Origin of the sequence: Micromonospora sonneratiae (assembly GCF_042679305.1) — a bacterium.
Classification (GTDB): Bacteria; Actinomycetota; Actinomycetes; order Mycobacteriales; family Micromonosporaceae; genus Micromonospora_H; species Micromonospora_H sonneratiae.
This window is the reverse complement of sequence record NZ_JBHTMP010000005.1, coordinates 76,797-98,902: the sequence shown is the minus strand read 5'-3', so window position 1 is coordinate 98,902 and position 22,106 is coordinate 76,797. Positions and strand designations below refer to the sequence as shown.

The 22,106-nt window shown below is 70.0% G+C and carries 21 protein-coding genes and 1 pseudogene; 14 read left to right on the top strand and 8 right to left on the bottom strand.

All coding sequences use genetic code 11. The features are described from left to right. Positions 1 to 31: 31 nt before the first annotated feature. From ACFQ4H_RS05080 to ACFQ4H_RS05060, 5 genes are all read left to right on the top strand, one after another. A complete protein-coding gene (locus ACFQ4H_RS05080; protein ID WP_377567468.1) occupies positions 32 to 1,222 on the top strand; it encodes an FUSC family protein in 1,191 nt (396 codons plus the stop codon). Positions 1,223 to 1,299: 77 nt separating this feature from the next. Beyond that, the gene (locus ACFQ4H_RS05075; RefSeq protein WP_377567466.1) at positions 1,300 to 1,815 is read left to right on the top strand and encodes a 2'-5' RNA ligase family protein; all 516 of its coding nucleotides are present in this window, start codon (positions 1,300 to 1,302) and stop codon (positions 1,813 to 1,815) included. A 125-nt stretch (positions 1,816 to 1,940) separates the two neighbouring features. Then, positions 1,941 to 2,465 carry an Rv0361 family membrane protein gene (locus ACFQ4H_RS05070; protein ID WP_377567464.1) on the top strand — a complete coding sequence of 175 codons (525 nt, stop codon included), beginning with the start codon at positions 1,941 to 1,943 and terminating at the stop codon, positions 2,463 to 2,465. 102 nt (positions 2,466 to 2,567) lie between these two features. Next, on the top strand, positions 2,568 to 3,974 hold the full coding sequence (locus ACFQ4H_RS05065; RefSeq protein WP_377567462.1) for a class II 3-deoxy-7-phosphoheptulonate synthase: 1,407 nt from the start codon (positions 2,568 to 2,570) through the stop codon (positions 3,972 to 3,974). Positions 3,975 to 4,020: 46 nt separating this feature from the next. Further along, positions 4,021 to 5,049, top strand: a complete 1,029-nt coding sequence (locus ACFQ4H_RS05060) for a threonine aldolase family protein (protein ID WP_377567631.1) — start codon at positions 4,021 to 4,023, stop codon at positions 5,047 to 5,049. Between the two features lie 390 nt (positions 5,050 to 5,439). Here the strand turns inward: ACFQ4H_RS05060 and ACFQ4H_RS05055 are convergent. Beyond that, a pseudogene (locus ACFQ4H_RS05055) lies at positions 5,440 to 6,294 on the bottom strand (deoxyribonuclease IV); the annotation flags it as partial. 1 nt (position 6,295) lies between these two features. Continuing rightward, a complete protein-coding gene (gene pknB, locus ACFQ4H_RS05050; RefSeq protein WP_377567460.1) occupies positions 6,296 to 8,284 on the bottom strand; it encodes a Stk1 family PASTA domain-containing Ser/Thr kinase in 1,989 nt (662 codons plus the stop codon). 144 nt (positions 8,285 to 8,428) lie between these two features. On the opposite strand from pknB, the gene ACFQ4H_RS05045 reads away from it, so the two are divergent. Genes ACFQ4H_RS05045 through ACFQ4H_RS05035 form a run of 3 tightly spaced genes read left to right on the top strand, consistent with a single transcriptional unit; the run spans position 8,429 to position 9,460 of the window. After that, positions 8,429 to 8,779 (top strand): Rv2175c family DNA-binding protein, encoded by a 351-nt coding sequence (locus ACFQ4H_RS05045; protein WP_377567629.1) that lies wholly within the window; start codon positions 8,429 to 8,431, stop codon positions 8,777 to 8,779. Between the two features lie 13 nt (positions 8,780 to 8,792). Continuing rightward, positions 8,793 to 9,122, top strand: a complete 330-nt coding sequence (locus ACFQ4H_RS05040; RefSeq protein ID WP_377567458.1) for a lycopene cyclase domain-containing protein — start codon at positions 8,793 to 8,795, stop codon at positions 9,120 to 9,122. After that, the gene (locus tag ACFQ4H_RS05035) at positions 9,119 to 9,460 is read left to right on the top strand and encodes a lycopene cyclase domain-containing protein (protein WP_377567456.1); all 342 of its coding nucleotides are present in this window, start codon (positions 9,119 to 9,121) and stop codon (positions 9,458 to 9,460) included. The genes ACFQ4H_RS05040 and ACFQ4H_RS05035 overlap by 4 nt, the downstream gene beginning before the upstream one ends. Before the next feature lie 32 nt (positions 9,461 to 9,492). Here the strand turns inward: ACFQ4H_RS05035 and mptB are convergent, their stop codons facing one another. From mptB to ACFQ4H_RS05020, 3 genes are all read right to left on the bottom strand, one after another. Beyond that, entirely contained in the window at positions 9,493 to 11,145 is a 1,653-nt protein-coding gene (gene mptB, locus ACFQ4H_RS05030) for a polyprenol phosphomannose-dependent alpha 1,6 mannosyltransferase MptB (protein ID WP_377567454.1), read from the bottom strand. Between the two features lie 143 nt (positions 11,146 to 11,288). Further along, positions 11,289 to 12,371, bottom strand: coding sequence for a polyprenyl synthetase family protein (locus ACFQ4H_RS05025; protein WP_377567452.1), 1,083 nt, complete (start codon positions 12,369 to 12,371; stop codon positions 11,289 to 11,291). Between the two features lie 164 nt (positions 12,372 to 12,535). Then, positions 12,536 to 13,903, bottom strand: a complete 1,368-nt coding sequence (locus tag ACFQ4H_RS05020; protein ID WP_377567450.1) for a helix-turn-helix domain-containing protein — start codon at positions 13,901 to 13,903, stop codon at positions 12,536 to 12,538. Positions 13,904 to 14,282: 379 nt separating this feature from the next. On the opposite strand from ACFQ4H_RS05020, the gene ACFQ4H_RS05015 reads away from it, so the two are divergent. The 5 genes from ACFQ4H_RS05015 (at position 14,283) to ACFQ4H_RS04995 (ending at position 17,874) form a co-directional block, all read left to right on the top strand. Further along, positions 14,283 to 14,555 carry a hypothetical protein gene (locus ACFQ4H_RS05015; protein ID WP_377567448.1) on the top strand — a complete coding sequence of 91 codons (273 nt, stop codon included), beginning with the start codon at positions 14,283 to 14,285 and terminating at the stop codon, positions 14,553 to 14,555. Positions 14,556 to 14,575: 20 nt separating this feature from the next. Continuing rightward, complete coding sequence (metF, locus tag ACFQ4H_RS05010) at positions 14,576 to 15,493, top strand: methylenetetrahydrofolate reductase [NAD(P)H] (RefSeq protein ID WP_377567446.1); 918 nt, start codon at positions 14,576 to 14,578, stop codon at positions 15,491 to 15,493. Positions 15,494 to 15,541: 48 nt separating this feature from the next. Next, positions 15,542 to 16,222 carry a CDP-alcohol phosphatidyltransferase family protein gene (locus tag ACFQ4H_RS05005; RefSeq protein WP_377567444.1) on the top strand — a complete coding sequence of 227 codons (681 nt, stop codon included), beginning with the start codon at positions 15,542 to 15,544 and terminating at the stop codon, positions 16,220 to 16,222. Positions 16,223 to 16,446: 224 nt separating this feature from the next. Further along, positions 16,447 to 16,827, top strand: coding sequence for a hypothetical protein (locus ACFQ4H_RS05000; protein ID WP_377567442.1), 381 nt, complete (start codon positions 16,447 to 16,449; stop codon positions 16,825 to 16,827). 153 nt (positions 16,828 to 16,980) lie between these two features. Beyond that, positions 16,981 to 17,874: a polysaccharide deacetylase family protein gene (locus ACFQ4H_RS04995; protein WP_377567440.1), complete on the top strand. Its 894-nt coding sequence runs from the start codon at positions 16,981 to 16,983 to the stop codon at positions 17,872 to 17,874. 38 nt (positions 17,875 to 17,912) lie between these two features. Here ACFQ4H_RS04995 and ACFQ4H_RS04990 read toward each other — a convergent pair whose 3' ends face one another. Further along, positions 17,913 to 18,734: a hypothetical protein gene (locus tag ACFQ4H_RS04990; RefSeq protein ID WP_377567438.1), complete on the bottom strand. Its 822-nt coding sequence runs from the start codon at positions 18,732 to 18,734 to the stop codon at positions 17,913 to 17,915. A gap of 378 nt (positions 18,735 to 19,112) precedes the next feature. Here ACFQ4H_RS04990 and ACFQ4H_RS04985 point away from each other — a divergent pair, with 378 nt between their 5' ends. Next, entirely contained in the window at positions 19,113 to 19,967 is an 855-nt protein-coding gene (locus tag ACFQ4H_RS04985) for an RICIN domain-containing protein (protein WP_377567436.1), read from the top strand. 55 nt (positions 19,968 to 20,022) lie between these two features. Here ACFQ4H_RS04985 and ACFQ4H_RS04980 read toward each other — a convergent pair whose 3' ends face one another. Next, positions 20,023 to 21,504, bottom strand: a complete 1,482-nt coding sequence (locus tag ACFQ4H_RS04980) for a phytoene desaturase family protein (RefSeq protein WP_377567434.1) — start codon at positions 21,502 to 21,504, stop codon at positions 20,023 to 20,025. Positions 21,505 to 21,663: 159 nt separating this feature from the next. Next, the gene (locus ACFQ4H_RS04975; RefSeq protein WP_377567627.1) at positions 21,664 to 22,089 is read right to left on the bottom strand and encodes an HflX-like GTP-binding protein; all 426 of its coding nucleotides are present in this window, start codon (positions 22,087 to 22,089) and stop codon (positions 21,664 to 21,666) included. Between the last annotated feature and the right edge of the window lie 17 nt (positions 22,090 to 22,106).

The following is a 22,106-nucleotide window of genomic DNA, read 5'->3' as shown; positions in this document are numbered from 1 at the left end:
GTACCGGGCATGGTGACGGGTAGTACCGGGCATGGTGTCCTTCAGAGCGCCTCGGCGGGTCGCGGACCTGTCGATCGACGTCGACACCCAGCGCATCCAGGACGCCCTCGAAACCCTGCGGCGGCGGGGCAGGGCGACCGGGCGCGACCGGATCCGACGGCTGCGGATCTACCTGTTGCTGGCCGTGCAGGCGGGGGTGGCGGCGGCACTGGCGTGGACCATCGCACACGAGGTGCTGGGCAATCCTGAGCCGGTGTTCGCACCCGCCTCGGCGGTGGCCCTGATCGCCGCGTCGGTGGGGCAGCGGCTGCGCCGTACGGTCGAACTGATGGCCGGAGTGGTGATCGGCATCGCGGTCGGTGACGTCCTGATCGAACTCATCGGTACGGGACCGTGGCAGACCGGGCTGATCGTCTCGCTGGCCATCATCGTCGCGATCCTGCTCAAGGGCAGCGGGTCCCTGATGACCCAGGCCGGTGGAACCGCCGTACTGATCGCCTCGCTGTCCCCGTCCGTACGGAACCTGGAGGTCCCCAGGTTCATCGACGCGACCGTCGGTGCCCTGGTCGGTATGGTCGTCGTTCTGCTGCTGCTTCCGCTGAACCCGCTGCGGCTGGTGGAACGGCGGGCGTCCCCGACGCTCGACCTGCTGGCCAACCAGTTGGCGGCGGCTGCCACGGCACTCAGGGCACGGGAGGGCCCACGAGCTGAGCGGACCCTCGGCCGGCTCAACGGCGCTGATCCGGCCCTCGGTCACCTGAGTGAGGCGGTCCAGGGGGCGAAGGAGGTCGTGACGCTCTCCCCGGTGCGGTGGCGTCGACGCCAGACCCTGGCCCAGTACAGCGACGGCGTCGAACACATGGAACGGGCATTCCGGGACAGCCGGGGAATGGTCCGGCGAATCGCGACCATGATCCGTGAAGACGAGTCCGTACCCGTCGGTCTGCCCACCGCCCTCGACCGTCTCGGCGAAGCTGTCCGGATGCTGCACCGGGAGTTCCTCGACGGGAAGGAACCCGAACGCGCCCGGGTGAAGGCACTCCAGGCGGTCGGTAGTGCCGGGGCCGCGTGCGCCGAGGGGCTCGGATTCCACGGCACCGTGGTAGCCGCGCAGATCCGTACCATCGCCCACGACCTGCTCCGGGCGACCGGGCTCGACAGAGCCGACGCCAGACGGCTCGTCCGTACGGAGTTCCGACAGGCACAGCGGGCCACGGCCTGAACGTTGACACAGCAGGCCACGGCCTGAAGGGTCCGGGAGCCGGCCGGACGGTCGTAGCCGGTCTCTAGGGTGGGCCGATGGTCGCGGCGCTGGAACTCTTTCTCGACACCGACGCCACCCGTCGTATCCGGGTGCTGTGGAACGCACTGGAATCCGAAGGCGTACAGAGCATGCGCTCGCTGCTGGGGCAGCGACACCGACCGCACGTCTCGTTGACGGTGGCCCCTCGGCTGGACCCCGTACAGGTCGCCGAGGCCCTGGCCGGGACGGTGGTCGCGCCGCCACTACGGCTGTCCTTCCAGTACGCGGGCCAGTTCGTCGGTCGGGTGCTGTGGCTCGGCCTGGTGCCCACACCCGAGTTGCTGGCCCATCACGCCACGGTGCATGCCAGCCTGGTCCGGGCCGGCGTGGCGCTGTCCGAGCACTACCAGCCCGGCCGATGGGTGCCGCACTGCACGCTGTCGATGCGGGTGCCCAACGTGCTGATGGGCAGCGCGGTGCGGCGGTGCCTGGAGGTGTTGCCGATCGAAGCGACGGTGGTGGCGGCGGCCGTCACCGATCATGCCCGCGACATCGCCCACCCGTTGCCCTGACCAGGGGCGTCGGTGACCCACCCGGACTGCCACCGACGCGGCGTCATGCCCGGCGAAGCCGGCTGATTCCGGTACGGCATGCTTGAGGCTGCTTCGGCGACGGCGGTTCCTACGAGGGGAGCGAGATGGCTCGGCTGCGTCAGATCGTCCTGGCGGCGACTCTGGTGGTACTGCCGCTCGGCATGACCGCGTGCGGCTCCGACGACGGGGACGAGGGAGGCCGGGCCGCCGAGGACGCGGCGCAGAAGGCACGCGAGCGGGTGCAGGGCTACCTCGACGCCATGGTGGCCAAGAACGTCGATGCCGGTCGCACCCAGCTCTGCCCGTCCCTGCACGAGACCTTCGACAAGGCGGCAACCGGGCCGAACGGTGACTTTGCCAAACATTTCACCGTCTCGGCGGCCAGCATCACCGACGTCCGGGCTGACAACGGCACCCAGAAGGTCAGCACGGCGGTCACCGTGGTCGGCGAACGTACCAGCCAGGTCGGTTTGCTCTTCACCGTCGTCAAGTCCGACGGTCAGTGGTGCATCGCCAGGGAGGAGGCGGGAGGCAACGTCACCCCGTCACCAGCCGACCCCTCACCGGCGGGAGGCAACGCCCCGGTACCAGCCGACCCAGGAGGGGGACCCAGCCCCAGGCCGAGTTAGGCAGCGGGCCGTGGGGGGCGGGCTGACCAGCCCGGCTCCCACGAACCGGAACGCTCCCCCTCGCTGCGTACCTGCGCAGCTCGTCGCCGTACGCTTTCTCTCATGCGCCAAGAGTGGCACCAGTTGAGCTACCCGGGAGTGGACAATCCCGGCCTGCAAACCAGCCGTCCGACCATCGACTCGGCCGAGGACGAGGCGTTGGGTCTCGATCGCTGGCGTGATCTTTCCCGGGCTCAGACCCCGCCGTGGCCCGACCCCTCGGTCGTCGCCGAGGTGTGCAAGATCCTCGACAACGTCCCGTCGATCGTCGCGCCGTACGAGGTCGACCAGCTCCGTCAGCGGCTGGCCCTGGTCTGCGAGGGCAAGGCGTTCCTGTTGCAGGGCGGCGACTGTGCCGAGACGTTCACCGACAACACCGAGAGCCACCTGCTGGCCAACGCGCGCACCCTGCTCCAGATGTCGATCGTGCTCACCTACGGCGCGTCGCTACCGGTGGTCAAGGTGGCCCGGGTCGCCGGGCAGTACACCAAGCCGCGTTCGCTGCCGACGGATGCCCGTGGCCTGCCGGCGTACCGCGGTGACATGATCAACTCGCTGGAGGCGGTGCCGGAGGCGCGGATCGCCGACCCGCAGCGCATGATCCGGGCGTACGCCAACTCGGCAGCGGCGATGAACATGCTCCGGGCCTACCTGGCCGGCGGCCTCGCCGACCTGCACGCCGTACACGACTGGAACAAGGGCTTCGTCAAGGCGTCCCCGGCAGGGGAGCGCTACGAGGCGATCGCCCGGGAGATCGACCGGGCCCTGGCCTTCATCCGGGCCTGCGGCATGACCGAGGACGAGGCCCTCCGCACGGTCACCCTCTACTGCTCCCACGAGGCGCTGGCGCTGGAGTACGACCGCGCCCTCACCCGGGTCTCGGCCGGTCAGGCGTACGGCCTGTCCGGGCACTTCCTCTGGATCGGTGAGCGCACCCGGCAGATCGACGGCGCACACATCGACTTCATCTCCCGCATCGCCAATCCGATCGGCGTCAAGCTCGGCCCCACCACCACCCCTGAGCAGGCGATCGAGTTGTGCGAGAAGCTCAACCCGGACAACATCCCCGGTCGGCTCACCCTGATCAGCCGGATGGGCAACCACCGGGTACGCGACGCCCTGCCGCCGATCGTGGAGAAGGTCACCGCCACCGGGGCGAAGGTGGTGTGGCAGTGCGACCCGATGCACGGAAACACCCATGAGTCGTCGAACGGCTACAAGACCCGGCACTTCGACCGGATCGTCGACGAGGTGCTCGGCTACTTCGAGGTGCACCGTGGCCTGGAGACCCACCCCGGTGGGCTGCACGTCGAACTGACCGGCGAAGACGTCACCGAATGCCTCGGCGGGGCCCAGGGCATCGAGGACCTCGACCTGCCCGACCGCTACGAGACCGCCTGCGACCCGCGACTGAACACCCAGCAGTCCCTGGAACTGGCCTTCCTGGTGGCGGAGATGCTGCGTGGCTGACCCGACCGCCACCACGCCCCTGGTCGACCTGCGGTCCACCACGCCCCTGGTCGACCTACGGTCCGACACGGTCACCCGACCGACCGCCGGGATGCGGGCGGCCATGGCCCAGGCCGAGGTCGGTGACGACGTCTACGGCGAGGACCCGACCGTCAACGCCCTCGAGGCCGAGGTGGCAGCGCTGTTCGGGCACGAGGCGGCGCTGTTCGCCCCGACCGGTTCGATGGCCAACCAACTGGCCATCCAGGTGCTGGTGCCACCGGCCAACGAGCTGCTCTGCGACGCCGACGCGCACGTGGTGACGTACGAGATCGGGGCGGCTGCCGCGTACGGCGGCGTGTCGTCGCGGACCTGGCCGGCGGTCGGTGCGGACGTCGACCCCGAGTTGGTGGCCAGCATGATCCGGCCGGACGGCTACTTCGCCGTGCCGACCAGGGCGATCGCGGTCGAGCAGACCCACAACCGGGGCGGTGGTGGGGTCATCCCGCTGGCGACCCTGCGTGAGCTACGCCGGGTCGCCGACGCCGCCGGAGTGGCCCTGCACTGCGACGGTGCCCGGATCTGGCATGCACACGTGGCCGACGGGGTGCCACTGGCCAGCTACGGAGAACTGTTCGACACCCTCTCGGTCTGCCTGTCCAAGGGGCTCGGCGCACCGGTCGGCTCGCTGATGGTCGGCAGCGCCGAGAAGATCGAACGGGCCCGGTGGATCCGCAAGCGGATGGGCGGTGGAATGCGCCAGACCGGCATCCTCGCCGCCGCCGGACGGTACGCGCTCCAGCACAACATCGACCGGCTGGCCGAGGACCATGTTCGGGCCGCCCGGCTGGCCGAGGCACTCGCCCCGTTCGCGGTGGTGGCCGGGGACGGCACCGTACAGACCAACATCGTGCCGTTGGACCTGACCAAATGCGCGCTGGACGCGCCCACGCTCGGGGCGGCAGCCCGTGAGCAGGGGGTGCTGGTCTCGGTGCTCGGTCCCCGTATCGCTCGACTGGTCACCCACTTCGACGTCGACGACGCCGCCGTCGACCGGGCTATCGAGGTGCTCACCGGCATCTTCGCCCGCTGCTGAGCGGTACCGGCCCGTTTCGGCCGGTACGACAGCGCGGGCCAGGTGGACCGGTTCGCCGTCGGTGCCACCGAGAGCAGCCGGCTGACCCTGCCCGGGTGCCTGCAGCACCCGGGCACGGGTACCTGTCGTGGAGGCTGTCGAGCTGCCCCGCCTGGGCTCCCGCTGGTGTGTCCAACTCGGCAGCCCGACCGGGCTACCCTGCGCGGAGCGCACCCCTACCTCGACCGTGCGTGGACCCGAGTTCTCGACCGTGCACCCGGGCTCCCGACCGTGCGTGCACCCGGGCTCTGGACCGTGCGCGGACCCGGGCGGCGTCGAGCGTCAGGTGCCGGCCGGCTCCAGGGTGGGCTCGGCAGCCTCGGCAGAAGCGCCGGTCTCGGCGGGAGCGGGCCGCAGCCGCTTGAGGGTGGCGATGTCCGCCGCGTGGCCGACGTGCCCCTCGGTCGGGGTCTCCACCAGCACCGGTACGCCGTCGAGGGCCGGATGGGTCATCAACTCGGCGAAGGCCGGCTCGCCGATCGTGCCCTTGCCGATCGTCTCGTGCCGGTCGCGGGTCGACCCGCACGGGTCCAGTGAGTCGTTGGCGTGCACCAGCCAGATCCGGTCCGTCCCGACCGTGGCCACCAGGGTGTCGATCGTCTCCGTCATGCCACCGGTCGTGGCCAGGTCGTGACCGGCCGCCCAGGCGTGGCAGGTGTCGAGGCAGACACCGACCCAGGGGTGCCAGTCCACCACGTCCAGGTACGGGCCCAGGTGCTCGACGCGGGAGGCCAGCGAGCGGCCACCGCCCGCGCTCGGCTCCACCAGCAGTTTCGGTCCACCGGCGTTCGCCGCCTCGTCCAGCAGCGGCAGCAGCGCCTCGCGTACCTGGATCATGGCTGCGTCGGCGTGCCCGGCGTCGACCGCGCTGCCGGCGTGGAACACCACTCCGGCAGCGCCGATGGCCGCCCCCCGACGGAGCGCATGGGCCAGTGTCGCTGCCGACTTCTCCACCGTCGCCGGCGTCGGCGAACCGAGGTTGACCAGCAGCGAGGCGTGGATGAACACGGGGACGTCCCGTTCGGCGCAGCCTTCGCGGAAGGCGGCGTCCTGGGCCGGGTTGCCGGCCGGCAGTGCCCAGCCCCGGGAGTTGCCCACGTAGACCTGCGCCACCTCGGATCCGGCCGCGTCGAGGTAGGGCAGGGCCGCCTTCGCCAGTCCACCGGAGGTGGGCGTGTGTGACCCTACGGGCCGGCTCGGCGGCATGTCAGATACATCCGATCGTGATCGGGGTGCCCGGCGGCACCTGGGAGTTCTCGTTGGGGTTCTGGAAGCGGACCGTACCGGCGGGGTTGAACTGGATGTTGACCGGGAAGTTCTGGCTCTCCAGTAGCGCCTTGGCGTCCATACACGGCATGTCTACCACGCGGGGTACGACCACCGGCGGCGGGCCCTTGCTGACCTCGAGCTTGACCTCGGCGCCCTTCTCCACGCCGGCGCCGTCCTCCGGGCTCTGGCCGATCACCTGGTCCTTCGGCTTGTCCGAATCCTTGTACGTCTCCACCGGCACCAGGCCGAGTCGCTGCAACGCGGCCCGTGCGTCGGTGATGCTCTTGCCGACCAGGTTGGGTACGGACAGCGGCGCGCGTCCCTTGCTGACCGTGACCGTGATCTTGGCGCCCGGCTTGACCTCGGTGCCGACCTTCGGATCCAATGCGATGACCACGCCCGCCGGCAGGTTGTCGTCGTACTTCTGGGGGCCCTGCACCACGACCAGGTTCGCCTGCTCCAGTTCGAGCTGCGCCAGTTCCAGGGTCTTGCCCATTACGTCCGGCACCGGGAAGCGCTCCGGCCCGAGGGACAGGATCAGGGTGATCGTCCCGCCCCTGACGATTCGGGCGCTGGACGCCGGATCCTGGCTGACCACCGTGTCCTTGGCGGCCTTCGCGTCGTAGCGTGGCTGGCCGTAGACCAGGGTGAAACCGCCCTGCGCAGCCTTCGCCTCGGCCTGGGCCTTCGACATGTTGACCAGTCCAGGGGCGTCGGTGTAGCGGCCGACCCCGAACCACCAGCCGGTCAGGGCGGCGATCAGGCCCAGTACGACGATGCTGGCGGCCACGGCGGTGCGACCCCGGCCACCGGACATCAACTGGTCCCAGAACTCGCGTAGCTGGGCCCCGGGGCCGGACGGCTGCACGGCCGCCCGGCGGCGGCCCGCCCGGGACTGGGTGGGCTGTCCGTGCAGACGTGACCAGGATGGCCGGTCGGTCGGCTGTAGCGCCGAGACCACCATCGTGGGCTGGGCGATCGGCATGGTCGCATCGGTCACCCGGCGGAGCACCGTGGTGCTGTCGCCGGCGTTGCCGAGTTCCTCATGGGCCGCCTGGGCCTCGACCAACAGCATTCCCGCATCGGTCGGTCGGGCGGCCGGGTCACGGCGGGTCGCCCGGCTGACCAGCCGGTCGAGGGCGGGCGGCAGGGTCGGGACCAGCGTCGAGGGGGCCGGAACGTCCCGGTCGACGTGCTGCCAGGCCACGTCGACCGGCCGGTCGCCGTCGTACGGAACCCGGCCGGTGAGCATCTCGAACAGGACGATTCCGGCAGAGTAGACATCGGTACGGGGATCAGCCCGCCCGTCGGTGACCAGTTCTGGGGCGACGTAGGCCACGGTCGCCAGCAGTTGGCTCCCGGCCTCGTCGTCCGCGCTGGCCTCCACGGCCTGGGCCAGGCCGAAGTCGGCGACCTTCACCACACTGTCGACGAGGTTGCCCATGCCACCGCTCGGCGCCTCGGCGACCAGGACGTTCTCCGGCTTGACGTCCCGGTGCACCAGCCCGGCCCGATGGGCGGCGGCGATCGCCGCCAGCATCTGTTCGAGGATCGCCAGCGCCTCGTCCGGGTTGAGCCGGTGCCGCTCGGCCAGGATGTCGCGCAGCGTACGGCCCCGCACGTACTCCATGACCAGATAGGGCAGGCCGGCGTGGGTGCCCTGGTCGTAGACGGCGACCACGTTGGGGTGGGTCAGCCGGGCGATCGTCTTGGCCTCGTCGGTGAAGCGCTCCAGGAACCTGCCCAGCTGCTGCTGGACGTCCCGCGCCTGACTCGGGTGAATGATCTTCAGAGCCACCGTGCGGTCCAACCGCTCGTCGGTGGCCGTGTACACGGTCGCCATGCCACCACGGGCCACGCGACCGCTAATGCGGTAGCGCCCGTCGACCAGCGAACCCAGCAACGTGTCGGCGACCTGAATGTCCATCGGCAGGCAGTCTATGTGTCCGGAGGGTGAAGGCAGAACAGGATGCCACAGCTGGTGTTCCCGATGGTCATGGACGCGCCGTCGGGGACGTCGGTACGGGGTGCCCGTTGGCCGGGGTTCGGACCGGCGTGGCAGGGTGAGCGGGTGACCGAACCCGTACCTGTTGAACCGGCCGGCTGGCTGACGCTGCCGGATGTCGCCGAACGCCTCGACGTGTCCATCAGCAAGGTGCACCAGATGATCCGCGAGCGGGAGCTGTTGGCGGTCCGCAGGGACGGCGTACGGCGGGTTCCCGCCGAGCTGGTGGCGAACCGTACCGTGCTCAAGCACCTGCCCGGGGTGCTCAACCTGCTGCACGACGCCGGCTATGCCGACGAGGAAGCGCTGCGCTGGCTCTACCTGGCTGACGACACACTGCCCGGCACGCCGGCCGAGGCCCTCGCCGGGGATCGGGCGAGGGAGATCAAGCGTCGGGCCCAGGCGCTCGGTTTCTAGTCAAACGGGCGTTATGGGAAATTACGCCTATCTTGCGGTACTGGCCGGTTGCGCTGGCTGCGCCCTGTGGCTAGAGCCGGTACTGCGGGTCAACGTGCTGCGTCGCTGGCGGCGGTTGGCGCTCACCCTGCTGCCGGTCGTTGTGATCTTCGTAATGTGGGATCTCGCCGCGATCGCCGCCGGACACTGGACCTTCGATCCGGAGCAGATCACCGGGATCCTGCTACCCGGTGGGCTACCCCTGGACGAACTGCTCTTCTTCATCGTCGTACCGGTCTGTGCCGTGCTCGGTTTCGAGGCGGTACGGGCCGTGCGCCGCTGGCCAGCCGGGGACGAGCAGTGACGTACACCACGGCGGCGGTGCTGGGGGTGGTGGGTGCCGTACTGGTCGATCTCGTGGTGTTGCGGACCCGACTGCTGGGCCGGGCGGTCTTCTGGGCCGCCTATCCGATCATCGTCTTCTTCCAGTTGCTCTCCAACGGCATCCTGACCGGTCGGAACATCGTCCGGTACGACCCGGACGCGATCATCGGTCTGCGCCTGGTCCACGCCCCGGTGGAGGATCTGCTCTTCGGGTTCGCCCTGGTGCTGACGACCCTGTCGGTGTGGGTCTGGCTCGGCCGGCGTGGAGTGCAACGCACCCCACGGGCCGGTGACCGTCGCCCGCGGAACCGGTTCTGACGTCCCCTTATCGGGGCTGCTCGCCATGCTGATCAGGTGCCGGTCGGCCGCCGTCGCGCCCGGCGGACCAGCAGGACCACCACGGCGACGACGAGCACGACGTCGAGCAGTGCGCCCGGCACCTTGGTCAGGGTGGCCAGGCCGAGCCCGTTGGGCAGCACCAGGAAGCTGAGCACCAGCACCGCCCCGGCCAACCGACGCTGCCACCGCACGTCGGCCACCGCCACGGCCAGTACGGCCAGCGCGGTCAACCCGTACCAGGGGTAGAAAACCGGGGACAGCAGCGCCAACGCGACGAAGGCGGCACCGCAGGCCGCCAGCACCCGGCGCCGGGCCAGCGTCGGCGGGTCGCCGGTCGAGCGCCAGGCGCGTACGACCAGGACCGCCATCGTCGCGACCAGCGTGCCGAAGCCCAGGGCCCGGGCAGCGGTGACTGCGGTGTCGAAGGTCTCCGGCCAGCCGGCCAGCCGTAGCAGGTAGCCGACGGCCATGCCCACACCGCTGGGCACGGAGGTCCACTGGACCAGGTTCCCGGTGTCCCGCAGCGCCCGGATCCACCCCAGGTCCAGCCCGGTCACCAGGGACAGCCCACCGAACGCCACGGACAGTCCGCCGAAGGCCAGGACTCCGCCGGCCACCACCCGCCCAAGATCCCGATGATCAGGGAGTACGTCCGGCGAGTTGTCGGCGTGTCGTGACGACTGCTCCCTGACCACGGGGATCCTGACCACGGCCAGCAGGACGACGAACGGTGCCGCGACCAGCGCGGTGACCTTGATCGCAGTCGCCAGACCCAGCGCTGCTCCGGCAGCCATCAGTCCCACCGGTCCGGACATCAGTCCCACCGGTCCGGAAATCGGCTCTACCGGCCCGGACATCAGTCCCACCGGCCCGGACATCGCGTTGCTCAGCCCGGTCCGGCTGCGCATCGCAAGTGCCAGCGCGGCCAGGACCAGCCCCACCATCAGTGCGTCGTTGTGCGCCCCGGACACGGCATGCACCGCGACCAGCGGAGAGACGAGGCCGAGGCAGAGTGCGGCCACCGGGTCGACGCCGCAGGCCCGGGCCAGCCTCGGAGCGTACGCGGCGATGAGCAGCCCACCGACCAGTGCGATGACCCGGAACAGGCTGATCGAGACGAGCAGTTGGCCGTCCCCGGAGTCGGTCACCGCCCGGGCGACGGCGACCACCGCGCCGGCCAGCGCGACCGCCAACGGCCCGTACGGTGTCGTGGTGTCCCGCCACAGCGGTGGCACCGTCTCCACCCACGGGCAGCCGCCAACCGCCACCCCGACCCGGTACGGATCGAACCCGTCCAGCCACACCGCGCCCTGGCAGGCGTAGGCGTACACGTCCCGACTCGCCAGCGGCGGGGCCAGCAGCAACGGTGCGGCCCAGACCGCGCCGGTCACCAGCAGCCAGCGCAGCGAGATCCGGCCCGGATCGTGGCGTATCGCCCGGCCCAACCGCCACCAGGCCACGGCGAGGACGACCAGGCCGGCCAGCGAGGCGAGGAGGCCCAGCCAGTAGACCCAGGAGTCAGCCAGTGGCTCGGCGGGGCGCACACTGGGGGTGGCCGGGTCGGCGTCCGGCAGCGCTCCGGCCCCGAAGGCGCCAGCGGCCAACAGTACGGTCGCGGCGAGCCCCGCCACCCGTAGCCGTACGTGGTGAAACGGGCCAGGCACGTTCTGATGATCTCATGGGCCGATCGACCCGGCCGGCTGGTCCGGTCAGCGCCAGTTGGGATCGGTCGCCATCCGGCCCGGACCGGTCCTGATCCGCCGGACCGGTCCTGATTTCGCCGTGAAAAGGTGCGCCTGCCGAAGGGTCAGTCCTTGCGTCGGGTGGCCGCGATCGCCAGGTCGACCAGAACCTGCCGGGACTCGCTGTCCAGTCGTACCTCGGCCAGGGAGGCCAGGGCGGTGTCGGTGAGCGTGGCGATCCGCCGTTCGGTCCGGTCCAGCGCCCCGCTGCTGACGATGATCTCGCGTAGCTGGTCCACCCCGGCGGCATCGAGACCCGGGTCGCCCAGCCGCCGGGTCAGCAGTGCCCGGCCGGCCGGATCGGTGTCCTCGAAGGCTGCCGCGACAAGATAGGTGCGCTTGCCCTCACGCAGGTCGTCACCGGCCGGTTTACCGGTCTGTCCCGGGTCGCCGAAGACCCCCAGCACGTCGTCGCGCAACTGGAAGGCCTCACCCAACGGCAGCCCGTAGCCGGAATAGGCGGTACGGATTTCGACCGGCGCCTCGGCCAGCGCGGCGCCGAGCAGCATCGGCCGCTCGATCGTGTACTTCGCCGACTTGTACCGGGCCACCTTGCTGGCGCGCTCCACCGACGTGACCCCGGTGGCCTGGGTGAGCACGTCGAGGTACTGCCCGACGGTGACCTCGGTGCGCATCTCGTCGAACACCGGCCGGGCCCGGGCCACCGTCTCCGGGCTGAGGCCGCTGCTGTGCAGCAACTCGTCGGACCAGACCAGACACAGGTCGCCGAGCAGGATCGCTGCCGCGTCGCCGAAGCCGTCGGGATCGCCACCCCAACCAGCCGTACGGTGCTGGAGGGCGAACCGACGGTGTACGGCCGGCTCGCCCCGCCGGGTGTCGGAACGGTCCATCAGATCGTCGTGGATCAGGGCGCTGGCCTGCACGAACTCCAGCGCGGCGAGGCTGGCCACAACCTGGTCGGAGTCGACCCCGCCCGCACCGCGGTAACCCCAGTAGGCGAACGCCGGCCGCAGCCGCTTGCCCCCGCGCAGTACGAACGCCTCAACCGCCTCGGCGACCGGCAGCAGGGCGTCGTCGATGGTGGTCAGCCAACCGCGTTGCCGGGACAGGAAGTCGGCCAACGCCTTGTCGATCCGTTGGCGCAGGCCGGCGCGGTCCAGCGGCGAAACAGGAGCCTCTTGGGTCACGCCATGACGCTAGCTGCTCGTCCTGGCTGAGGTGGTTGCGGCCCCGGCGCGTCATGACGACAGACGGCGTTACGACACTGGTCTTCCCGTGGAACGGGGCAGGGCGCGGGCCCGTGTGCGTGGGTGATGGGCAGTCGCTGGAGCACGTCCGGGGCGGGCGGGGGTCACGATCGACAGGCGATGGTGGGCAGGTAGGGCGTCGCGGCCGTGACCAGGGCGGCATGCCGTCGTACCGCCGGCTCGTCATGGTGCGCGGCCAACTCCCGACGTACGGCCGCCAACTCGACCGCTGCCCGCGCGGAGCCGGCCGCCACGGCGTCGAGCAGCGCCGAGTCCGCCACCTCGCAGGCCTGTTCCACCTCGCCGAGTTGCAGGTAGGTGCGGGCCAACCAGGAACCGTAGAGCGCCGAGGCCCGTCGGGACGTGGCGCGCTGCCGGGCCTGGGCGAGGATCGGTTCGGCCCGCATCGGCCGACGCAGGGCGGCCAGACACCGACCGGTCATCGCGGTCAGTTCCGCGTCGTCCAGCCAGTAGAGCCACGGCGGGTCGGCCCCGGGGTTGCGACGCTCGGCGGCCTGCTGCGCCGCGGTGAGCGCGGAGCGGGCCGTACGGTGCCGACCACCGACCGCCGCCGCGAGCGCGGCCCGGTGCAGTAGTAGCGCCCGGAGACCTGCGGATGCTCGCTGCCGGGAGCCGAGCCGGCCGGTACGGGCGAGGATGAGTGCCCCGTCCGGGTCACCGGTGGCGGTGAGGAGGTGGCTCGCCGACCCGAGGATGTGCGCTGCCAGGGCCCGGTCGCCGGCATCGGCCGCCGCGATCAGGGCGGTCCGGTAGGTGGTCAGCGCGGCGGCGGTGTCCCCGGCATCCGCCGCCAGCCAGCCGGCTAGTTGCGCGGCCTCCGCGACGAGCGGGAGCACCCGACGCCGGGTGACGCGTCCGGAATCCGCCAGCGAGGACAGCGCCCGGGCCAGTTGCAGCCTGCCGTGGTGGATCAGGTCGAGGCCGCCGACGATGTCGTCCAGCCGGCGTAGGTCGGCGAGATCGGCCGTGGAAGCCCCGGGGCTGGGCGGGCCGGGGTCGTCGGCGGGCGGCCCGAACGGACCGAACCGACCGAGGTGTTCGCCGACCTGCCCCAGGTGTTCGAGGCGGCCGAGCGCGCCAGCCGGATCGGTGACCCAGGCGTGGGCCAGCGTCAGCAGCGCCTGTCGGGCCCGTCTGATGTCCGGTTCCGGTCGGTACCGGGGGCTGCGTCGGGTTCCGTCGGTGCGGACGGCTTCGGTGGCTGCGGCAAGTCGGTCGAGGGGCGTTTCCAGCACGGTGGCCAGCCAGCCCAGCCAGAAGTCGCCCGGGATCCGCTGCTGACGTTCCCACCGGGAGACCTCGTGCCGGCTGATGGTCGGTACGCCGGACGCCTCGCACAACCGTTCGGCCAGTTGGAGCTGGCTCCATCCGTGGGCCAGTCGTAGCTTCGCCAGGATCGGACCGAGCGGCGTCGGTGCGGCAGTGCAGGGGTACGGGTCGAGCGGCGGCATCGGAGTCCTCCGGCTGACGTTCGTTGTCGGATCTGACCCCCGGACCGCTCGACACCGTGGGGCGGCATCAGGCGACGTGTGGTGTCCTGCGACTGGACGCGACCCCGGTAACAGGACACCGACCCCCACGCGGGACCCCCAGGCAGCAACCGGCCTGTCCGCGCTGGCCCATTCCTATCGCAGCGGTACGACACTGCCACCCCGTCGGTTGATGACCGATGGCCGGAGCGGGGTGATCGCGTCCTTTCGGTGGTTGCTGGCCCCGGGGCCAGCACCGGCTGGCCCCGCGCTGGCTCCTCCTGGTCGTACCGCTCCGACGGTTTGCTGGCGGTTGTCGTGGAAACCCACGTCATCTGAGCGAGCCGCGAGGAGCGAGCCGATGAGCGAGTTGCCGTTCGACCCGGAAAACCCGCCCGACGAGCCACCCGCCGGGGTGCCCCGGCCGATGGCCTGGCGACTGGCCGTACGGCTGTTCCGCGACCATGTGCCGGTGGTCTCCGACCCGGGAGGGCTGGACATCTGCCGTACCTGTGGCGAGACGTGGCCGTGCTACGGCCGGCGGCTGGCCGAGCGAGGGCTGCGGGCGGCGTACCAGGACATCCCCCGGCCCACCGGTTGGGACTCCCGACGGGAATACGACGAGCTCGAGTGATCGGTCGGTAAAGTCGTAGGGTGGCGCTCGGTCTTCCCTCGGTTCTCCCCAACTCGCATCCGGCGATCGGGGACCTCATCCAGGCCCCCAATCCGACCTTCTCGTTCGAGTTCTTCCCACCGAAGACCGCCGACGGGGAGCGGCTGCTGTGGCAGGCGATCCGGGAGTTGGAGTCGCTACTGCCGTCGTTCGTGTCGATCACCTACGGTGCCGGCGGGTCGACCCGGGACACCACCGTCTCGGTGACCGAACGGGTCGCCACCGACACGACGCTGGTGCCGATGGCCCACCTGACCGCGGTCAACCACTCCGTCGCCGAGTTGCGGCACGTCATCGGGCGACTGGCCGGGGTGGGCGTACGCAACGTCCTGGTGGTGCGGGGTGATCCGCCGGGTGACCCGACCGGGGAGTGGGTCAAGCACCCCGAGGGGGTGCTCTACGCCGAGGAACTGGTCCGGCTGGTACGTGAATCCGGTGACTTCAGCGTCGGAGTGGCCGCCTTCCCGTACAAGCACCCGCGCTCACCCGACATTGCTACTGATACCGACTACTTCGTACGTAAGTGTCGGGCGGGAGCCGACTTCGCCATCACCCAGATGTTTTTCGACGCCGACGACTATCTGCGGCTGCGGGACCGGGTCGCGGCGGCCGGCTGCGACACGCCCATCGTGGCCGGCGTCATGCCGGTGACCCAGATCGGCACCATCGAGCGTTCCGTGCAGCTCTCCGGTGCCCCCTTCCCGGCCCGGCTGGCCGCCCGGTTCGAGCGGATCGCCGACGATCCGGAGGCCGTACGCCAACTCGGCATCGAACAGGCCAGCGAAATGTGCCGACGCCTGCTCGACGAAGGCGTACCGGGCATCCACTTCATCACCCTCAACCGGTCGACCGCCACGCGTGAGGTCTGGCAGAACCTTCGGGTCAGCACCCGGGGGTAGACCCCGGCCGGCCCAGCGCTACCTGAATGGCCGTTCGCCGGTTGAATCGTGGTGGGCACACGGCTGAAGTGGGACGACTACGCGGTCATCTGGGCGAGGCTGCACGGGGGGTTCGACCCCCGGCTGGCCGCTCCGACGGTGCGCGGCTGGCTACGCATGGCGTACCAGATGGGGTATCTCCTCGGCCGGCTGCGGGTGTCCCCGACCGCGGTGACCGTGGTCGGGGTACTGCTGTCCGTCGCGGTGCCGGTGGCGGTGTTGCGTACGCCGACCGGCCCGATCGTCGGTGCGGGGCTGGTGGTGCTGGCCGCGGTGGCGGACAGCGTCGACGGCGCGTTGGCCGTGGTCACCGGGCGCACCAGCCGCCTCGGGTACGTCTACGACTCGCTGGCGGACCGGTTCGGTGAGGGATGTTGGCTGGTCGCCTTCTGGCTCGTGGGCGCGCCGGGGATCCTGGTCGTGGCGGCCGGGGCACTGTCCTGGTTGCACGAATACGTACGGGCCCGGGCCGTCTCGGCGGGAATGAAGGAGATCGGTACGGTCACTGCCGGGGAGCGCCCGACCCGGGTCTCGGTTGCGCTGGTCGGGCTGCTGGCCGCCGGGGTGACCGGCCTGATCCAGCCGGATCTGGCGGCCGGCACGATCACGGTGGTGTCGGCGGTGTGGATTCTGCTGGCTGCGTTCGGCCTGGCCCAGCTGCTGACCGTCGTCCGTCGTTCCCTGGTCTGAGGCGTCACCGCCGGGAAGGCGAACGTCGCACCAACTCCCTCGACGGCACTGCAATGCCGCTATTGCGATCACGTATTGAGACGAACGAACTGGCCCGAACCGTGAGTGCGCTGGTCAAGCTGTGCGTCGGAAAAACGGGCCAGTTGTGGAGTTGACGGTCATGACTGTGTGATGCAAGATGGCGGACGCAAAACTCAAGTAAAAAAGGGGAGAAGATGCCAAAAGTGCAACGCCTGCACCCCGTGCGACGGATATTTGTCACCTTCGTAGCCACAATCGTGGCGCTCCTCGGATCCGCTGTGGTCGCCTCGCCAGCCCAGGCCTACTGCGGGTGGACTCCCACGAGAAACGGCGAAGGTTACCTCATCTCCAACCGTATGACGCACATGCGAACTGGTCCGTACGCTGAATGTCAACACAATCTCGAAATCGGCGCCGGCAAGAAGCTCTGGCTCTGGTGTGGATACCACAACTCGTACGGCAACTATTGGTACTACGCCCGACTGGACGGAACCAATGTTCATGGCTGGGTCTTCTCGGGCAACGTCGACACTTATGACTACGACGATAATGGCGATGGTATCGCCTGGCTCACGGGTTGCTGATTTTTCCGGATGTTGACCCGCTGCCGTATTGCACGTGGCCAAGCGGCAGGTGTTCCGCATGGACTGTCGTGCGGCGGCGATCCTCGTCGACCTTTTGAATCGACTCGGCCCCCGCCTCGATGAGTTGACGGGGGCCACCACTAGAGTCGGCACGTGAGTCAATCTCGCGATAGCGATGCCGGGTCAGAGCAGGGTTTGTGGCGGCGACTGCGCAGCCGTTGGTACGTGCGGATCGCGCCGGTCGTAGTCGCCGTACTGGTGGCGGTCGTGGTGGTTTCCGGGGTGCCGTGGGCACCCGTCGACCGGATCATGGCACGGGCGGTGCCCTCCGCCCCCGCCCAGTCAGGTGCCAGCGGCAGTCCGGAACCAACCGCCGCCACCCCCACCCCGACCCAGCCAACCGGCAGGTACGCGGCCCGGCTGCCACGGTTCCCGGCCCCGCCGGCCCCGCAACCGGTGACCGTGCCAGATGGACCCAGCGCGGCCTGGTACTCGCGGATCCCCACGACGCAGCCGGTGGCGTTCATAACCATCGACGACGGTTGGGTGAAACACCCGGAGGCGCGGGAACTGCTGGCGGCAGCGGGTGTGCCGGTGACGCTCTTCCTGACCATCGACTCGATCAAGGACAACCCCGGCTACTTCCGTCAACTCCAGTCGGACCGGGTGACCATCGAGGCGCACACGATCAGCCACCCGTCCCTGCGTGGCAAGTCGTACGACCTGCAACGTCGAGAACTGTGTGGCTCGGCCGACAAGCTCGGCGACTGGTACGGCCGTCGACCGGTGTTCTTCCGGCCACCCTTCGGCAACAAGGACGCCACCACCCTCAGGGCGGCTCGCGACTGTGGCATGAAGGCGGGCTTCTTCTGGACGGAGACGGTGCACGAGGGCAAGGTCCGTTACCAGCGGGGCAAGACGGTCCAGGCCGGGGACATCCTGCTGATGCACTTCCGGCCGGCGTTCGTCGAGGACTTCATCGCCGCACTCGTCGCGATCCACAAGGCGGGACTCACCCCGGCACTGCTCAGCGACTACGTACGCTGACCACGGTAGGAAGCGACGATTCGTCGAGCACGTGCGCCTCAGTCGGGTTCCCAGTTCTCCGTCGGGAGCAGCCGGGCCAACTCCTCGGCGCTGACCGGGCGCAACTTCATCTGCTGGACCAGGGGGTCGATGCTCCATGGCGACGCGGCCGATGCTCGTCGATCGAGGTGGTACGGCTGAGCGACCACGGTGACGTCGAAGGCCGGGGCGAACTGGCACAGCAGCACCACGGTTCGCGGTTCACCACGCCTCGCCTGGGGAAGAACCGGTTCGGTGGCGTCGGTGCACGCTGATGCGCGACCGGACGTGGCCTCGATCGTGACACCGATGCTGCGTTCGGCCCGGTCGCTCGACCCTGGCTGATCAGTGAGGATGACATGGATGCTGTACTCGCCGGCACCGGCCCGCTTCGGCTGGAAACCGGGGACGTCCAGGATCACCAGGGGTACGCCTACGGCACGGAAACGGTCGGCTCGCCAGGAGACCTGGCTGGCCCTTTCGATGACCACGGCACCGGCCAGCGCGACGACTGTCATCCCTGCCGCCGCCAGGCTCCGTCGGATGTCTGAGGGGCGGGCTGCCACGGCCAGCGCCGTGTGCGTCACGATCGCGACGACAGCCCACAGGAGCGCGAGCACCCAGGGACTCCGGGCCGGGCCGCCCAGCGAGATCCCGTACGGAACGACCACGATGAACCCGAGCGGCACGAGCAGGTGCGAGTTCTGACGTCGTCCCCGGAACGCCAGCACGAGGACCACTGCGGCTAGCACTGCCGTGGTGATGAGTCCGGACACCAATGCCACTGCGGCAGGTACCCCGGACGAACCCCAGTCGCTGTCGGCGACGTTCGCCACAGCCACAGCGACACCCAGCGCGGTGACCGTTCCAGCCGTGATTCCGTCGACCACACGGGTCCGTAGCGGCCTGGCGGTTATCGATGACCCGTTTGCCATCCGTCGATGATTACAGGTCGCCTGCCCTGGTTGTCCCCATCGCCCAGCTCGACCTCGGTCAGGGGGGTCGACGTTCCGGGTTCCGGCGGCCCGCCGTCGAATTGTCGGGCTGAGCGGGGCGGGTCGGGCTGCCGACAGCGGGGAATGTCCGCAATGGCCGGTACCGAATGAGTCCGGTAATCGGGACAGGGCAGGATGATCCACGTCGGCGTACGCCGGTCGCCACCGGAACCGCACGGCGTGCCGACTTGTCCAGCATCCTTTTTGCGTACAGGAGAGAAGACCGTGTCCGCTGACGACTCGGCCAGGCCCAACGAGCCGCATTCCACGACCATGCCAGCGGTGGATCCGTGGGCGGAGTCGGATCCGGCGATCACCGGCCTTGCCGGGCAGGGGACAGCGCCGGGTGTGCCCAGCGATCCCGCCGCGTCGACCACCGATCCGGCCCCACCGGCCACCCGCCGCCGCTGGGCCCGGCCGGCTCGACTGGCAACGATCGGGGTATGCGGCTGTCTGCTGGCCGGCCTGCTGGTCGTGGCCCTGCCACTGCTCAGGTCCAATGGAGCGGATGATGGCCAGGCGAACACCAGCGCCGAGCAGACGGTGACAGGTGCGCCGTCGGTTCCGGCCGGTATGCCAGGTATGCCGTCCGCTCCCGCCGGCACCTCGTCGCCCACGGCCAGCGCCGGTTCCGAGCCGGAGAGGGAAACTACCGCTGGGCCGAAGCCGACCAGGTCGGGGTCGTCGAAGACCACGAACCAGCCGCTCCGGCTCGGTCAACTGGTCAACGGAGGCTCCGGGAAGTGTCTGACCGGCGGCGGAAGCGGTGTGTCACTGGTGCTGCGGAGCTGCAACAAGTCGCTGTACCAGCGCTGGGAGTTCTGGCCCGACGGCACCATCCGTGCCGGTGGATTGTGCCTGGACCTTCCCTACGGCAGAACCGACAACCTGACCAAGGTCTCGATGTTCGACTGCAACGGTGCGCAGGGGCAGCAGTTCCATCTCAACGACGCCGACGACCTGACCAGCCGCCGAGCTGGCAAGTGCCTCGACGCCTACGACGGGCGGACCACCGACGGCACGCCGATCGTGCTCTGGCCCTGTATGGGCCAGCCGAACCAGTCCTGGTACCTCAAGTGAGCCGGACGGCACCGTCCCGGTGTTGGCCGGACCGATAGCTAGACCGGACCGATAGCTAGACCGGGCCGATCTGATCGGCGACGATCCGCGCGGACAGGGTCACCATCGGCAGGCCGCCGCCCGGGTGGACAGAACCGCCCACCAGGAACAGGCCGTGCGCCGGCCCCCGGTTGGCTGGACGGAGCAGACTGCCGGCCGTACCGTAGATCGCTCCGCCGGGGGCGGCGGTGTTCGAGGCCAGGTCGGCCGGGGTACGGATCTCCCGGAACACCAGCCGGTCGCGTACGTCGACCCCCCGGTCGGCCAGCACGTCGAGGATCCGGTCGGCATATGCCTCGGCCAGCCCCGGCCGACGCCAGTCGACACTGGACATCGTCCGCCCCTGGCGGGCGGCGTTGACCAGCACGAACCAGGACTCGTGCCCGTCCGGGCGGACCTGTGGATCGTCGGCCACGGTGACGAATACCGTCGGGTCGAGCGCCGGCCGGGCCGGGACACCCCGCCCCGGGTGGCCGAAGACCGCATCGAACTCGGCGTCGTAGTCGGCGGGGAAGAACACGTTGTGGTGGGCCAGCCCGGACGATCCACGTACGCCGAGCAGCAGGACGAAACCGGCGAGACTGCGGTCGGCCAGCCCGGTGAGTCGCCCTGGGGTGGGCAGCAGGTCCCGGTAGACGGTGACCGCGTCCACGTTGGCCACCACCACGTCCGCCCGGGCCGGGGCGGTGGCCCCGGCCAGTCGTACGCCGTGCACCCGGCCGCCGGCCGCGTCGATGCGGGTGACCGTGGTGCCCGTCTCCACGACCACGCCCAGGTCGAGACAGTAGGACAGCAGCGCGTCGGCCAGCGTGCCCAGCCCGCCGCGCAGGTACCAACCACCGAAGGCCAGTTCGGCGTACGGCACGGCGACCAGCGCGGCCGGTGCCCGGCGGGGGTCGGCCCCGGTGTAGGTGGCGTACCGGTCCAGCAGCATCCGCAGTCGGGGGTCGCGCAGGTGGCGGCGACCCAGGCCACGCAGGGTACGACCCGGCCCGATGGCCGCCAGGTCACCCAGTCGCCAGGCCAACCGGGCCAGCGACAGCGGAGAGTCGATCGGTCTACGCAGGATGTCCCGCCACGAGGCGTCCCAGACCCGTTCGGCCCGCAGCCACAGCCGTTGCCAGTCGAGCGAGGCCGCGTCGCCGAATGCCGTACCTATCCGGTCGGCGAATTCCATCGGGTCGGCGCAGGAGTCGAGTCGGGTGCCGTCCGGGAAGACGTGGCGGACGATCGGGTCGAGCGGTACCAGGTCGACGTACTCGTCCAGCTTCGCGCCGGTGGCCTCGAACAGGTCGGTGAAGACCTGCGGCAACGTGAGCAGGCTCGGACCGGTGTCGAAGCGGAAGGTCCCGACCGGCGTCTCCCGCGAACAGCGGCCGAGCTTTCCGCCGACCACGTCCGAGCGTTCGTAGACGGTGACCTCGTGTCCGGTGGCGGCCAGCCGGGCTGCCGTGGCCAACCCACCGACCCCGGCACCGATGATCGCTATTCGAGCCATGGTGCGTCTCCTTCTCCGTCGCCGACGACGGGAAGCCACCGTGACGACCGGGAGTCACCGTGCAGTCGCCGGGCGGGCCACACTCGGCAGACCATACCAGCGTACGGCCGTACCACAGTGCTTGTGACCTGCTGTTTCTCGCACGTGAGCGTCTTGGTGCTATCGGCGATGCCGGTTGGGTTTCGCCGTTCTGTCGGTGCTGAGACGTCGGGGTCGAGCCGGTACGGTCAGGGCCGAGGTTGATCGTGCCACGTCGGTCCGGGTGAGAACCGGGCGTCCGAACCGGGCCGACAGCCACCTGCGCTGGTACGCGGTCAGCTCGTTGACGAACACGATCGCGTCGATGTCAGCGGATGCGCAGGCCGCAGCGACCTGCGCCAGCTTTCCGGTGCCGATGAGGAAGCGGCGGGACAGTGGCGAGGACAACAGTCGCACCCCACCGGCAGAGACGCCTCTGCGCTGGACGAAGCGGGCATGTACCCGGACGCCAAGCGTGGTGACCTGGGCGTCCAGTGCGTCGAGTTGGTCCTGGTAGTCGCGGACCCTGGCCGAGAACAACCCGACAAGGACGACGGTGCGGATCATGGTCACCTCGTCAGTAT

Excerpts from the sequence above, each read along its gene's own strand:
- ACFQ4H_RS05080 (WP_377567468.1), top strand. The coding sequence starts at position 32 with ATGGTGTCCTTCAGAGCGCCTCGGCGGGTCGCGGACCTGTCGATCGAC.
- ACFQ4H_RS05075 (WP_377567466.1), top strand. The coding sequence starts at position 1,300 with ATGGTCGCGGCGCTGGAACTCTTTCTCGACACCGACGCCACCCGTCGT.
- ACFQ4H_RS05070 (WP_377567464.1), top strand. The coding sequence starts at position 1,941 with ATGGCTCGGCTGCGTCAGATCGTCCTGGCGGCGACTCTGGTGGTACTG.
- ACFQ4H_RS05065 (WP_377567462.1), top strand. The coding sequence starts at position 2,568 with ATGCGCCAAGAGTGGCACCAGTTGAGCTACCCGGGAGTGGACAATCCC.
- pknB (WP_377567460.1), bottom strand. The coding sequence starts at position 8,284 with ATGGACATTCAGGTCGCCGACACGTTGCTGGGTTCGCTGGTCGACGGG.
- ACFQ4H_RS05040 (WP_377567458.1), top strand. The coding sequence starts at position 8,793 with ATGGGAAATTACGCCTATCTTGCGGTACTGGCCGGTTGCGCTGGCTGC.
- ACFQ4H_RS05020 (WP_377567450.1), bottom strand. The coding sequence starts at position 13,903 with ATGCCGCCGCTCGACCCGTACCCCTGCACTGCCGCACCGACGCCGCTC.
- ACFQ4H_RS05015 (WP_377567448.1), top strand. The coding sequence starts at position 14,283 with ATGAGCGAGTTGCCGTTCGACCCGGAAAACCCGCCCGACGAGCCACCC.
- ACFQ4H_RS04980 (WP_377567434.1), bottom strand. The coding sequence starts at position 21,504 with ATGGCTCGAATAGCGATCATCGGTGCCGGGGTCGGTGGGTTGGCCACG.
- ACFQ4H_RS04975 (WP_377567627.1), bottom strand. The coding sequence starts at position 22,089 with ATGATCCGCACCGTCGTCCTTGTCGGGTTGTTCTCGGCCAGGGTCCGC.